Source organism: Microbulbifer mixtoriginis (SeqCode) (assembly GCF_052467945.1).
Window position 1 is genome coordinate 1,766,991 of the sequence record NZ_CP174328.1, and the last position, 14,029, is coordinate 1,781,019.

General features: G+C 45.6%; 14 protein-coding genes. 8 read left to right on the forward strand and 6 right to left on the reverse strand.

The window, feature by feature from the left end; all coding sequences use genetic code 11:
- Positions 1-8: 8 nt before the first annotated feature.
- Together ACJJIJ_RS07815 and ACJJIJ_RS07820 are read left to right on the forward strand one after the other, a co-directional pair.
- Positions 9-539 carry a hypothetical protein gene (locus tag ACJJIJ_RS07815; RefSeq protein ID WP_444939176.1) on the forward strand — a complete coding sequence of 177 codons (531 nt, stop codon included), beginning with the start codon at positions 9-11 and terminating at the stop codon, positions 537-539.
- Positions 540-1,038: 499 nt separating this feature from the next.
- A complete protein-coding gene (locus tag ACJJIJ_RS07820) occupies positions 1,039-1,761 on the forward strand; it encodes a hypothetical protein (RefSeq protein WP_444939177.1) in 723 nt (240 codons plus the stop codon).
- 92 nt (positions 1,762-1,853) lie between these two features.
- On the opposite strand, the gene ACJJIJ_RS07825 is transcribed toward ACJJIJ_RS07820, so the two are convergent.
- Positions 1,854-2,549: a hypothetical protein gene (locus ACJJIJ_RS07825; protein ID WP_444939178.1), complete on the reverse strand. Its 696-nt coding sequence runs from the start codon at positions 2,547-2,549 to the stop codon at positions 1,854-1,856.
- A 581-nt stretch (positions 2,550-3,130) separates the two neighbouring features.
- Positions 3,131-4,555: a serine hydrolase domain-containing protein gene (locus ACJJIJ_RS07830; protein ID WP_444900754.1), complete on the reverse strand. Its 1,425-nt coding sequence runs from the start codon at positions 4,553-4,555 to the stop codon at positions 3,131-3,133.
- A 187-nt stretch (positions 4,556-4,742) separates the two neighbouring features.
- Between ACJJIJ_RS07830 and ACJJIJ_RS07835 the strand changes: the two genes are divergently transcribed.
- Entirely contained in the window at positions 4,743-5,600 is an 858-nt protein-coding gene (locus ACJJIJ_RS07835) for an urea transporter (protein WP_444939179.1), read from the forward strand.
- 78 nt (positions 5,601-5,678) lie between these two features.
- Here ACJJIJ_RS07835 and ACJJIJ_RS07840 read toward each other — a convergent pair whose 3' ends face one another.
- Genes ACJJIJ_RS07840 through ACJJIJ_RS07850 form a run of 3 tightly spaced genes read right to left on the reverse strand, consistent with a single transcriptional unit; the run spans position 5,679 to position 8,317 of the window.
- A complete protein-coding gene (locus tag ACJJIJ_RS07840; protein ID WP_444939180.1) occupies positions 5,679-6,554 on the reverse strand; it encodes a sterol desaturase family protein in 876 nt (291 codons plus the stop codon).
- Positions 6,551-7,153 (reverse strand): hypothetical protein, encoded by a 603-nt coding sequence (locus ACJJIJ_RS07845; protein WP_444939181.1) that lies wholly within the window; start codon positions 7,151-7,153, stop codon positions 6,551-6,553. Before ACJJIJ_RS07845 ends, ACJJIJ_RS07840 begins: the two co-directional genes overlap by 4 nt.
- A gap of 3 nt (positions 7,154-7,156) precedes the next feature.
- Complete coding sequence (locus ACJJIJ_RS07850; RefSeq protein ID WP_444900750.1) at positions 7,157-8,317, reverse strand: aromatic ring-hydroxylating oxygenase subunit alpha; 1,161 nt, start codon at positions 8,315-8,317, stop codon at positions 7,157-7,159.
- Positions 8,318-8,377: 60 nt separating this feature from the next.
- On the opposite strand from ACJJIJ_RS07850, the gene ACJJIJ_RS07855 reads away from it, so the two are divergent.
- The 3 genes from ACJJIJ_RS07855 to ACJJIJ_RS07865 all read left to right on the forward strand — a co-directional run bounded on the left by ACJJIJ_RS07855 (position 8,378) and on the right by ACJJIJ_RS07865 (position 11,723).
- The gene (locus tag ACJJIJ_RS07855; protein ID WP_444939182.1) at positions 8,378-8,947 is read left to right on the forward strand and encodes a TetR/AcrR family transcriptional regulator; all 570 of its coding nucleotides are present in this window, start codon (positions 8,378-8,380) and stop codon (positions 8,945-8,947) included.
- A gap of 279 nt (positions 8,948-9,226) precedes the next feature.
- Complete coding sequence (locus tag ACJJIJ_RS07860) at positions 9,227-9,826, forward strand: short chain dehydrogenase (protein WP_444939183.1); 600 nt, start codon at positions 9,227-9,229, stop codon at positions 9,824-9,826.
- A 223-nt stretch (positions 9,827-10,049) separates the two neighbouring features.
- Positions 10,050-11,723 (forward strand): FMN-binding glutamate synthase family protein, encoded by a 1,674-nt coding sequence (locus ACJJIJ_RS07865; RefSeq protein WP_444939184.1) that lies wholly within the window; start codon positions 10,050-10,052, stop codon positions 11,721-11,723.
- A 109-nt stretch (positions 11,724-11,832) separates the two neighbouring features.
- Here the strand turns inward: ACJJIJ_RS07865 and ACJJIJ_RS07870 are convergent, their stop codons facing one another.
- The gene (locus tag ACJJIJ_RS07870; RefSeq protein WP_444939185.1) at positions 11,833-12,321 is read right to left on the reverse strand and encodes an SRPBCC family protein; all 489 of its coding nucleotides are present in this window, start codon (positions 12,319-12,321) and stop codon (positions 11,833-11,835) included.
- 161 nt (positions 12,322-12,482) lie between these two features.
- Between ACJJIJ_RS07870 and ACJJIJ_RS07875 the strand changes: the two genes are divergently transcribed.
- Entirely contained in the window at positions 12,483-12,827 is a 345-nt protein-coding gene (locus ACJJIJ_RS07875; protein ID WP_444884880.1) for an ArsR/SmtB family transcription factor, read from the forward strand.
- 313 nt (positions 12,828-13,140) lie between these two features.
- Positions 13,141-13,614 carry an SRPBCC family protein gene (locus ACJJIJ_RS07880; protein WP_444890283.1) on the forward strand — a complete coding sequence of 158 codons (474 nt, stop codon included), beginning with the start codon at positions 13,141-13,143 and terminating at the stop codon, positions 13,612-13,614.
- Positions 13,615-14,029 lie beyond the last annotated feature (415 nt).

Here is a 14,029-nt window from a genome sequence, read left to right on the forward strand (position 1 = left end):
TGCCTTATATGGCTTCAAATACGATCAATACAAAATTTTTTCTCACGATAGCTTTTAGCGTTCTACTTATTTTGGTTACCCCCACCATAATAACGACAGTGATTTACTGGTTTATTGGTAGTGATTTCTCAAACAGGGCAAAATCTGATGCGGACCGACTTCTGGGAATAGCTAACTACTGTATTATTGCCCCACATAAAAGATCGGAGGCTGCATATTTTATCACCAACTTTAAACATGTAAATTTGAAGGAAGTTATAAAGCAGGCTGTATACTTCAAGTTATACTTGCCTTCACAGGAAGTTGGAAGTGGATTAGCCAGCGCAAGAAAACGAAATTACCACTTTGCTATTTATAATAGTGATGCCATGTATTATTGGAGCCTCAAGGAAAATAGGTTTATTAAATCTCCCGACTATGTGTATGTAGCTTTTCAGCAAATCCTGAAAGTCTACTCCATGTACAAGGGGAGGCCAGATATTTTGGGAAAGGGTGGCTTTTCGCAACCATCATGGGATTATTATGATTGCCCCCATTGAAAAGAAAGCATTATTGAACTTATCCCAGTTCTGACCGGGTCTAGCGGTTTTCGCTTTTTCATTGGTAGCACCAAGCCTTTCTTTGAAAATTTAGTGAACTTCGCTGTCTGAATACCACTCATGCTCTTAGTGTCATGATGAAGCGCCAACCTCCTCAGTAGTGATTTTTCTTTCCTTGCGAGTTTAGAAATTGGCAAGATACCCAAAAGACGCATTGATGATCCAGTGTTCCGAATCAATACTCGCCCAAGGAAGGTGTTAAATTACTTGAGTCCGCTGGGTTTTTTGGCGGGCAGACGTGTGTCACTTATGTTAGCAATCTAGGTAGCTCTTCATATTTAAAGCATGGGTTGGACTTCGCCATATAAACCGGGGGATTACTTACAAAGAACTTTTTGGCTGAAATCTAGTCAGATCTGGAACTTCGCAAGCCAACAGGTCAGATCTTTTCTTTTTGGATGCTTGCCGAGGCATTCTACGGAAGTGATATTTAAGTCAGATGGAACTCCAGCCTCCCCCCTTAGTATATAAAGATAACGAAACATCAATTTCATGGCGCCTTTGGGTTTCCCTGGCGATAGCACTGAGTTTGCATATGGTTTTATTGACAATTCCAGTTTCCGTGCCACCAGATAATCAGTTGAACAAACAATCTACAATTATGTTTATCTTAAAACATAAAAAACCGACTGTAAGCTCGCCAATAAACAGCCCAGACAGTGCAGGTAGGCCCAAAAGGTCTGTAACCACTACAAAACCGAAAGTAGGGCAGAATGAAGTATTGCCTGCAGCTTCAGCTACTGCAAAACCGCCCTCATCCGGAATTCAGCAAAAACATGAAGCCCCGAGTAGAGAAACAACCAGTGAACATAGAGACCTAGCAAATATTACTCAGCCCGAAAACTTATCGTCTCAAAAAGCCGTTACTTTAACGGTTCCCGCTGAATCTGGAGCAAAAAGCAAAGCGGTGGTTTTTGATCCGAGGTTAAAGAGAGCTTTGGATCGAGAGAACAACAAAGTTCGCCAGCTTCAAACAAAAGATGCCCTCTACACAACAGCGACAGGAACCTTTGTTCAACTCAGCGGTAAATGCTTTAACCTGAAAGATTTACCGGCTGGCAGTGATAGCGATCTGAACCCCTGGTTTAGAGCCAAATGCCCCAAGAACTCTAGATCCCAAGCGGATATTGATCGCCTCGCTGAAAAATATGGTATACCTTAGACCCACAATCAATTGTGATGAATAGTATGAGCAAGGCCTCGTCCATACAGAGGAGACCTCACATAAGAATACCAACTAGCGTTTGAGCAGTTTCATGGGTGAATAAATTGGAGCCGAACTTTTTGCAGTCTTAGAAGGTTGGTAGCAGCATCAAACCTTACCCTTGCAAGGTAATAACAGCTTTGTGTATTAATCGGGCGGCTAGGGATGTTAATTGCGGTTGATCCATTAGCTGCATCAGTGCTCGTACTATTGACTACAAGTGTGAATGTTATTGCACCAGCGCCGAAGGCCGGTTGACAAACCTCAAATAGCATAGCTGCCATCGCAGAATTGGGGTCATTATCAGACCACCACCACCGAAAAAACTCCAAGGTTCCACCATTAGGTAGATCCCAAAATTGGGCATCGGCAAACCGCTCAGTGCCAAGCCGGCTCAGCTCAGTGCCACCTCCTACGGAATATAACCATTCCGACCCAGTAGTATCCTGCCGCCCAATAAATGACTTCGGCATAATTGGTGAATAGTCTGTGCTCCCTGTGGGGAATAGCCCCTCTTGGGAATCAGGATTACCCGATGCATATAAGGAAAAATCAAATGGACTTTCTGGGTCAAGCCCTTCAGCTACATATACATTAGACGCTGCCCTATCAAAACCCATGGCTTCAAGTGCCGCCGGATTAGTAATTAGATTATCTTTATTGCCCGCAATTACCATCTGTGAAGCCGCTGTGAAACTGAAAAGTACGGCGAGGAAACATTTAAGCCACCGGTAGGACATCTTCATATGAACTCTCCAAAATTAGTATCGAAATTATTATCAAAATCCCCAATAATGAGTAAATTCTGAGCATCCTTAACGACGTAGGGATAAGGTATGTAATTAGTAGAGAAATGAATTTCTGCAAGTAATCTCAACACAAAGGCGGAAAAACCTCTCAGAAATGCCTCTCAAAACTTATTGAGAAATCCCAAGCGTATACATAAATAAATTCAATCGATTCAGTACACAGCTCACCAGGAGGTATTGATCTAATTAAATTTATAAGATCAAAAATGGAAACACCAGGTCACCCATTTTAAGAGATAAACTTACCCCCTAAATTGAGCCCAAATGATTTTGTGCTGGGGTTTTCAACTATTTCCAACGTGGCCCACTTAAACCACAAAAACTTGAACTGTCTTTTGCTAATGTTGGATTATGTTAACAATTGGTGATCGCCGGCCGCTATGTAATTCGTTCTTGTCAATTCCACCCCAATCACGAAGTATAAAACTATGTGTTCTTACTGTACGTTGAGTGTGTAGGGGCCTTCTTAATAATAAAGAGAAGAGAGAAGAGTTTAAGCTCTTCTCTGGACTTCCAAGTTAAGGTACACGCTTGTAGATATAGGTTTTGTCATCTTGGCGGAGGGTCAGCGAAACAACAGGGCCCACATCGGCTCCCTCAAATTCGATAGTTAGCCCTGGTACCATCTTAGATGCATATAGTGTGGATGATTGCGGTCGAATGACGAACTCTCCGTATCCCGCTGAAACAATAAGGCCCGTATAGCCACGACTAATCTCGATGACATCGTCCTTAGCCTGCTCATAGCGTCCGATCCCCCTTAAAAGAATTTTCTCAGGTAAAGTAATGAAATCTGGGGTAGGGACGATCTTAGTAGATACCGTATGCTGGGGGTTCAAAAAATGGTGGCCGATATCGTCTAATCCTTCGCCACTCGCAGCATCTGCCAAGGCAACAACACCGGCTCTCCGTGCTGGGTTAAAGCCCATAAATGTGCGTGATCCATCGCTGCTGCCGTTAGACCAATAATAGGTTTCTCCATGAGTCGTCGTTCTGCGCCAACCCAGGGCCATACGAGTGATATCATTGCCTCCAGGCCTATCGACCGACAACATCAAACGTGAGGCAGCCACCAAATCCTTAGGGCCCTGGCCGTTGGTGAACAAGTCGAGAAGAGTGAGGAGATCGTTGGCAGTAGAGCGCAAACCACCAGCCGGTGCGAGCACACCATCACTAGTGGGGCCAATCGGGCTGAGGTAAAAGTCATGGCCTTGAGCGCGTCGAGCTGCCTTTCTCGGGTCATCCTCTAAAGTAGTGTCACTCAACCCCAGTGGCTCTGTTACACGCTCTCGCAGTATCTCTGCAAAAGAGCGGCCTGACTTCAAAGCAATGCCCTGGCCTAAAAGTCCAAAAGCCAGGTTTGAATAGTTAAATTGAGAGCCTGGACTAGTTTGCAGATGGTAACTTGGTAAGCTGCCATAGAGCTGTTCAAAGGAATAACCTGCATATTTATTCGGCGCATCGGGTACCGATGTAGCAAGGTTGTTAGGCCTAAGCGGCAATGCAGCACCATGTGTAGCCAGGTCGGTGAGGGTGATTTGTCGCCCTTTAAAAGTTGGAGCCTTTACTCCGTCTGGTACGTAATCCTGAAGTGGGTCGTCGAGCCTTACGCGCTTATGTACGACTTCAACAGCTAATAGCAGGGCGGTAAAAATCTTAGTTAGCGAGGCAACTTCAAAAATGGTATCACCGCCTAGCTGGTAGTCATCCTTGGCTTCAGGGTCCCGAACGGTAATGATGCGACGACCAGAGGGCTTCAGGGTGCCTGTAACCGCGGCATGTGCCCCATGCTGCTTAAGAATACGATGACGTACAAGACGTTGAAGCTCGTCTACACCTTTCGCTGTATTATTTGATAAAGCGTCTAACGCAAAGAGTGGCTGGGGCAGGGTATATGCGATGGCAGCCCCCAAAAAAACTTTAGAAAAATCACGTCGATCCATGGCGATCAGTACCTATTGAAGAAGTCAGTCAGGAAAATCAATATACGTTTACAATACCTAACCAATAGTTAATTTAAAACAATCAAATAGCTGAAAGAGTATCGACTACCAATATCTACAGAAGTTTCAGTATTTCATTCGTCATATTGTCAATGAGTACAAAGGAGTGAATTAGATTGAGCGACTTATGAAGAAATCGATATCCACAAAGGTCTGTTGTTTCCTTGTCAGCCTACTCAGGGGAATTAGCCAAGTCATCCTACAGAAGAACGCATTGAGTGGAGCTTTGTTTTTGTTTGGTGTGGCAGTTAACTCCATCACTATGGCTATTGGAGTCCTAGTTGGTGTTATCTCCTCAACAATTTTTGCACATATTAAACATTACCCGGTGAATGATATTGAAGAGGGGCTATTTGGGTATAATGGCGCATTGATTGGTGTAGTCATTTTCTCTTTATATGCACCATCATCACTCACCGTTTTCTTAATTATTGCGGGAAGCGCTCTAACCGTTTTAATGATGCACTTAATGATGATTCACTTTCCTCTTCCGGCTTATACCGCACCATACATTTTGGTGATATGGGTTATCTGGGCCATGGCTCCGGCACTCAATCTTGAGCCAGCTACAACATCGATGAGTGACAAAATCTCAACTTGGGGGATATTCGAAGGCATAGGCCAGATTATCTTCCAAAATAATGCCATTACGGGGGCTTGTTTTTTGCTTGGGATTTTCATTTCCAATAAGTTACATGCCCTTTGGGGCATCATTAGTGGGCTATTTGCTACATTATTGGCTGAGCTTCTATCTTTATCGACAACACTCATTCTTGCCGGAATCTTTGGCTACAATGCATCACTTTGTGCTATTGCCTTAACAAGTAGAAGTAAGCTATGGTTTGTTCCACTTTCAGGAAGTGTATTAACTGTTCCTATCGCAATAGCTCTCATGGGTATTGACCTTATTATTTTAACCGCTCCGTTTGTTATTTCTAGCTGGACTATTTTACTCTTAACAAGAAATTCCTCCCTGAATTATTAAAGTCTCCCCATCCTAAAACCTAACATAATTTCACTGAAAATTTAGCAAAGGCTAACTTGTCATCTTCCATGCTTCTGATTACGCTCCCACAGCCATCCAGGATGGCTTTATCAGTAGCTGCCAACGCTCCTTCCACCCATCAGCCCGCCAGATTTGCTGGGTCAATTTGACATAACCATGACAGAAGATAATGATAGGGTTAAAACTCTTAATACGGGGAAAAACTCCATAGCGCACAGTTGCTTTCTCCTCTGCAAAGGTACCAAACATACGGTCCCAGATAATTAGAATGCCTGCATAATTTTTATCCAAGTATTCACGATTGGTAGCGTGATGTACTCTATGGTGAGATGGGGTATTCATAATCCATTCGATTGGCCTCGGCAGTTTTTTCACAGATTCTGTATGAAGTAGTGTTTGGTAAACCTGTACGACTACTTCACAGAAGAAGATAAGGAACGGATCAAAACCAAGCATAGCTAATGGTAAGTAGAAAAATAACGGGAATAGTCCATCTAAAGGCCCAAATCGATAGGCCACAGAAATGTTAAAGTAGGGCGAGCTATGGTGTACAGTATGGGAAGCCCAAGCTATATTGACACTATGAGCAAAGCGATGCTCCCAGTAATATGCCAAATCCGCCAAGATAAGGCAGGCCAATATGCTCCAACCTGTAATAGGTATTTGGACAATACTAAAATTTTCAAAAACATAGACAAATGTTGCCACATAAAACACTGCAGCAATTAATGAAGTGATTACTATAAAAGCGAATAGGGTGATAAAGTTGCTAACTGAATCACCCAGCATACTTAGAGTTAATTTACGCTTAAACGCATAGCGCACCATTTCCAACACAAACAAACCCATGGCCAGCAGAAAGAACCCCTCATTCACCCAGCTTTCAAAATAATTAATTTCTTCTTGTGTAAAAACTGTTGTTAGAAAGCTCACTTTATTATTTCTCGGTTTATCTGATAAACATCGACAAATTGAACTGCCCCAACTTCCGACAGGGTATATCTCTCTACGACAGCTTGCAGGGTTGAACCAAAAGAAACCTTCTTCCAATGTTCTTCTAACCCAGTCGAGGTAATGTCCGTGCCACCTCCAATACGGATAACTTCACCTGCTGGCATCGCCTCACTAGCACCATCGTACAGAAAGAAACTTTCCTTTGGCAGTCCTACCGTTATTTGAGCCTCTTGATAATTCTCTGAGAACCCCCGATAAATAATAAATACCTTATGTGAACCCGGTTTCAGCCGATTGAGAATATCCTTGTTCTGCAACAATACCTCTACTAGATTACCAGACTCCTCCAAGGCCGCTGTACGGGTCATACCGTAGATTTTCTCTGGCAACACCTCCGTTTGTGTTTGTGTTTGTGTTTGCGTTACAGACTTAACTATAGGTTTTGACGTAATTGAAGGTGCAGTGGCCTCATTTGCTATGGGAGCTCTCGCCTGTGGAGCCAATGGTTGGGCCCAAGCCAGGAAAGTTACTGTACCCGTAATAACACCCGACAGTAATAAGGCATATCTAAGTTTCAATTTTCATTCTCCTTGCTTTACAGCATTTTGAGTTTTAGCTCTGTCATTGCGATCAAATAAACGTGAAGCCAGGAAATGATGAAAATTAACAATGATACGCTCCGCTTCAACCAGTGTACCGCCTTTTCCAGAGGGTGAGTTCATACCTCGTTGAACCCGCTCACAAATCCATTGGTCCTCTGCAAAAAATTTATCAGCGAATTTCCGTGCAGAACGGTTGCTGCCATAACCTCTGTAAACTAGCGAACCGGATAACACTTCTGTTTCACCGGCATGGCAGGGTATAACAGCCAGCCAGCTTAAAGAGCCTGAGTCGATAATGGCGGTAAAATTAGGGGGTAGCATCAATAATTGATAGTGTTCTGACTTACCGAAGCCAAGGTAGGATTTAATTGCACCTCCGGTCAGTGTCCACCTAAGGCAGCCGGCAGAGTAATAAGCATCTTTAGTTGGCGTAACCGTTTCCAGGGTTTTCCGGTGAACTTTAAACAGGTGATAACTCTCCATTGCGTTTTCCATCACAACCTTCCAGTTGGCGGCCCAGCGCTCAGTTTTCCCAGGCTCGAATTCATCAAAGACATTAATCTGATTGGCTGGTAAATAATCCGGTAAGCCCGCAAGTTGCATTGAAAGAGGAGGCGCTTGACCACTGATATCAACAAACACCAGGCCACACCAGATTTCTAGCCGATAAACCGGTAGACAGTGCTTAGCTTTATCTACCTCCTCCTTGCCGGTGAACGGTGCCCCCTGCAAAGAACCCTCCAAGCTGTAGCTCCAGGCATGATATGGGCAGACTAGCCGTTTGCTAGCATTGCCAAAACCAGCATCTAATAATGGCGTGCCTCTGTGTCGACAAGTATTAGATAGAGCGCGTAATTGTCCATCAGCACCACGGACTAGAGCTACGGGGGTACGACCGATATTTAAGGCAAAGTAATCACCTTGTTTGGCCAGACTGGATTCAGCTGTAATAAAAACCCAACCGTCCTCAAAGATTTGCTCCATTTCTCGCTGAAAGATGGCCTCGCTTGTATAAGCCCCGAAGGGCAGGCAACGAGCATCGGGGAGCTGGGATTCAGCCGTTCGTTGATAGTCAGATAACAGATCTCTCTCATGAGTATTCATACGACTATTCTCATTACTGGCATTTTTGTGAGACATATATGTATCATATAGGCATTTTGACAGTGAGACAAGAGTGTCTCATTTAAGCGGAGAACTATGAATACCACTGACTCTAGAGCTACTCGCTCCAGAACCAGCCTCATTGAAGCTGGAAAGGAACTACTGGTGAACAACCCAAAAGCCAGCCTTAAAGAAGTTGCGGCGATAGCCGGTGTGGGAAGGGCAACGCTATATCGTCATTTTGAAACCCGGGAGGAGTTGATCCTAGTAATAGCCAGAGAGTGCTTTATGCTGACCAGCCAGGCTCTGGAACCAATTCATACAGATCCACAGCTCTCAGCGCGAGAAAAGATCCATCAAGGGGTTGTGGCCTTGATGCCCTTGGCTGACAGTTATCACTTTCTCCTATCCCTGTGGAATATTGCCGAAAATGATCCGGAGGTGCTGGCATATTATGGTCAGCAGATGGAAGATCTATCGGCTCTAATACGACAAGCACAGGGAGATGGAGATATTCGTAAAGATCTGCCAGTGGAGTGGATAACCTCAATGATTGATGCCCAGATTTACTCGGCTTGGTGGCTGATCAGCCAGAGGAAAATCAGCACAAAGCAAGCAGCCGAGTTTGCCGTTACCAGTCTATTTGAAGGTATAAATGCTTCGTAGGATTATCTTGAAGGACGCAAAATTGCACAAGCCTTAGCAGGGTATTAATTGGCCCTTAATTGTGGCTCGTACAGTAGCCATTAGTAACCTCATCTAGACGAAGAATAAGCGAGCGGGCTCTGCCCATTATAAATTTGATAGTTCGTAGTTTAGCTAAACTTAATCTCCCACAAGCATTCTCTTACTCATAAAGAACCTCTCACAAATGAAATGATATTTAGCTCAACTATTCACAGCTACCATACTTAGCTATTGAGGAATCGTTTTGGGAATAGAAGTATGAAAATTGTAGTGATTGGCGCTAACGGAACCATTGGTAAATCAGTTGTGGCTGAACTTAATGACCATGAAGTTGTAAAAGTAGGTCACAGCAAAGGCGACTACAGAGTTGATATTGAGGACAGGGCATCTATCAAGGCCATGTTTGAGGAAGTCGGCCAAGTTGACGCCGTAGTTTCAGCCACAGGAAATGCAGTTTTTGCGCCAGTTGAGGAACTGACATTTGATCAAATTAAAGCAGCTATCAACAGTAAGTTGTTAGGGCAAATTAGTATTTTCCAGATTGGCCGTGACTATATTCGAGAGGGTGGCAGTATCACTTTAACTTCAGGTGTTTTGGCTCAACATCCTATGCGGGGCGGTTCTGCACTCAGCCTGGTGAATGGGGCCATTGAATCCTTTGTGAAAGCCACAGCGTTAGAGCTCGGCCATAAGCTTCGTTTGAATGCTGTTAGTCCACATTTTGTGAAAGAAACCATGGATATGATGGGTATGGATAGTTCTAGTGGCATCTCAGCGTCGGACACTGCAAAAGCGTATCGTCATGCAGTTTTAACCAATGAAACTGGGCAGTCTTTTGACGTAGTGGATTATATATAACCCTCAAAACTGAAACTTATTGTGAGACTTTTTATATCGATGATATGCAGTTTATTGATGGTTATGTATTAATTGATACACTAGCTTTTTCTTGGCGAGATTGATCAAGACGTGAGTTAGTGAAGTAACTACATAGAATATCCACGTAAATGCGATTGACTCCGAGCTGATAGAAAATACATTCTTCAAGGAGAGAAAACAGCAATAGCCTGTACGAAATACAATGATGAAATTATTCCTGCTCAATCGCTATACATTTTTTGGCTGTTGTGTTCTCACGACTATCGTCAGCCTGACTCAATTGGACTCTTACTCCTGGCTCTGGCCTATTGCCGCAATCAGCAGCCTTCTGAGTCTCCTCGGAATTTACGATCTGATTCAAAGATCCCATGCGGTGCGCCGTAACTACCCCATATTGGGCAATATTCGCTATCTCATGGAACGTGTTCGCCCAGAGCTACGCCAGTATCTGTTAGAAGGAGAAGAAGACGAGCTGCCTTTTTCCCGGGCCCAACGCTCCCTAGTCTATGCCCGGGCCAAGAATGAGAATGCATCCAAACCCTTTGGTACCTTAATTGACGTCTACGAACCTGGTTTTGAGTTTATCAATCACTCCATACGCCCCAAGGAGGTCAGAGAGCACAAGAGCTTCAGGGTGCTCATAGGGGGACCTCAGTGTAGCCAGCCTTATTCGGCCTCGATCTTCAATATCTCCGCTATGAGCTTTGGGTCCCTCAGTGCCAACGCCATCAGGGCCCTGAACAAGGGCGCCAAGCTGGGGGACTTTGCCCACGATACAGGAGAGGGCAGCATCAGCCCCTATCATCGTGAGTTCGGCGGCGATCTGATTTGGGAAATAGGCTCGGGTTACTTTGGTTGTCGAGCCCAGGACGGCAGCTTCGATCCAGACCGCTTCAAGGCACAGGCTCGTAACCCGCAAATTAAGATGATTGAGCTAAAACTCAGCCAGGGCGCCAAGCCCGGCCATGGCGGTATCCTACCCGGGCACAAGGTGACTGCGGAGATAGCATCCACCCGCGGCGTGCCTGAGGGCGAGGACTGCATCTCACCTTCGAGCCATAGCAGCTTTTCTACCCCCCTTGAGTTGCTGACTTTTATCAAACAACTGAGGGAGCTTAGCGGCGGTAAACCAGTGGGTTTTAAGCTGGCCCTCGGACACCCCTGGGAGTTTATGGGCATCGCAAAGGCCATGCTCCAAAGTGACATATTGCCAGATTTTATCGTGGTAGATGGCAAGGAAGGGGGTACTGGAGCAGCACCGTTGGAATTCACCAATCATATCGGCGTGCCCCTGCGCGAAGGCCTACTGTTTATCCACAATACCCTGGTCGGCCTGAACCTGCGAGACAAGATCAAGATAGGTGCCAGCGGCAAGATAATCTCGGCGTTCGATATTGCCAGTGTGCTGGCTATAGGGGCCGACTGGGCCAACTCGGCACGCGGCTTTATGTTTGCAATCGGCTGTATCCAATCTCAATCCTGCCACACTAACCAGTGCCCCACGGGCGTGGCCACCCAAGACAAGCTGCGGCAGCGAGCCCTGGTGGTGCCGGAGAAAGCCGACAGGGTACATAATTTCCACCACAACACCCTTCGTACCCTGGCCGAAATGTTAGCCGCCGCCGGATTAGAGCATCCAGCACAGCTAGAAGGAAAACACCTAGTACGCCGTACCGGTGGCACAGAAGTTCAGCTATTTTCGCAAATCCACGTCTACCTCAAGCCTGGCGAATTGCTCAGGGCGCATAACGAGGGGGGCTTCTATGCCCGGGCCTGGCGTATGGCACGTGCCGACAGTTTTGATCCAACCGAGAACGACCCAGCCGGCATCGATTCGGAAAGCGAGGCCGACACAGCTGAGCTTGCGCTCAGTTGACCAGGGATCATGCCCCCCAAACTGTTGTGCCAAGGATCCAAGACCTGAGGCTCCTGAAATAAACATTCTTAACCAGTGAGATTAAAGTCACGACTTTAATCAATCACCCTCAGATCAGATTTGCCGATCCAGAAAATAGATCATCCATACATCGAAGTGATTGGGCCCAACTAATCGCCGCCAGCTCTGCGTAGTCAGGGTTTAGAAGTGTATGCGTAAGCGAAACGACAGTGCCAAGTTCACTGCTTTTGAACACAACTTCGACCAATGACGAATTCTTTTGCGGTTCGGTGCCATGTGGCAAGCTGAGATTGCAATGTTTATGGACCTCAAAACTTAGAAACTTCGGTCTATCGACACGACGATATACTCCAGACATTACGCAAGAGCTACCGTCTGGAGCTGTCATCTCAAAAGCAAAACTCCCGCCAACCTCTGCCGTGAGATTGAGCACACGCGTAGTGAAACCGTCAGGCCCCCACCATTTTTCAACCATGCTCGGCGTAACCCAGGCTGTAAAGACTTCTTCCGGAGTTGCCCTGACGGTGTAGGAGATAGGCTTGGTTTGAACGTCCGCTTGATAGGAAAAATCGATCACTATTGCACCTTGTTCTTTTTATCAGGAGGTTTCCTGCTTTCTGTTAACACTAAAACATATCTTTTAGGGAGGAGATGAAGCACTTTTGTTAGGGTGTTTTTTACGGGCATTAGCAAACCGCGGCCATTGCCTAACGATTTTACACCTATATACTTAGTCAAATGGGTAACAATCACGAAAATCTGAATACAGTCTTCCAAGCCTTAGCAGATCCAACGCGCCGCGCTGTCATTCAGCACCTGACCAGCGGACCGGCATCAATCACCGAGCTCGCTAAACCGTTTGAAATGGCACTACCTTCATTCATGAAGCACATTGGTGTGCTGGAGGATGCGGGTTTGATCCGATCCAAGAAAATTGGGCGCGTACGAACCTGCGAGATCAAGCCGAAGCAACTGACAGCTGCAGAAACTTGGATTAATACACAGACGGCCCAGTGGGAAGGCCGGATGGCAAGAATGGCGAGCTTTGTCGAAGCACTTGGCGCTGAAGGACAGGATGACTGAGTACGATAGAGATACAGGGTGCCATATTACAAACCCTGTAGGTCACCCCTCCATTCCAATAGCCGACTACTTGATCTTCTGTTAAAAAACTGGAGGGTGTGATCGGCTCACATACCGCACCCTCTTATGACATTACCGATCATAGTTGTTATGTCATTGCACCTCACTTTGTGCAGATAGAGGTCAATTCTCTTACTCTTTTACGCCACTAGTAAGTTATCCATTGACCTAACTATTATTGCTTTTTATAGTTATCCAATCAGCTAACTATTAGTCGGTAGCCTGGGAACTGCCATTAAGAAAAGGGACTAGCATGAGCCAACAGTTATCGCACGACACCATATCCATCAGTAAAACAATCAAAGCACCAGCAGAACAGGTTTTTTCAGCATGGGAAAACCCAAAAGCCCGCTCAATATGGGGGGCACCTTCTAAGGATGAGGCAGTCGAGTTTATTGAAAACGACTTTCGCGTCGGAGGCCTTGACGTACATCGGTGCGGCCAAAAGAATGATCTGCAATTCCGAGTCGAAACACACTACTACGACATCAGTAAGCCGCATCGCCTGCTTTTTACCGAGCGTGTATATACCGACGACTCTTTATTGAGTGCCTCTTTGATCACCGTGGCGATTAGTCAAAATAAGCGCGCGACTGAACTCCAGGTGACGATACAGATCACCTCTCTGGTCGGTTTGGGAATGATCGACGGAACACGCAATGGATGGCAGTGCGCTCTTTCTAATCTCGCCGCTTACCTGGAAGCAACAAGGGTGGAAGTCGAATAAAGCAGACCTGGTAGATCAGTTTAAACTGCTGATTTTTCCCTTGGTTCTGGGCAAAGGAAAGCGCCTCTTCGGTGCTGGTGTGATCCCTTTGGGGTTCCATGTACAGCAATCTACGACGACAGATAGTGGCGCTATTTGCGTAACTTACATGCGGGATGGAAGTATCACCACTGGAGACTTCTCGCTTCAACAAGATTAACGCCGTCAGCCCAATCTCAAGCTGGCGTAAATGATAGGAGATGTTGAATGCTGGTTATGACGCTGATCAAAACTCACAGATAAATATGGAACGCCATAGTTGCTAAATTACGAGAGTTCAAAGGTAGAAGCCGTAGGGGAGGGGACATCATAATCTAACTCCGGAAAAATGATAGTTTGATAGTGGCAGGGACTTTGCTCATACGGGACAACCGGT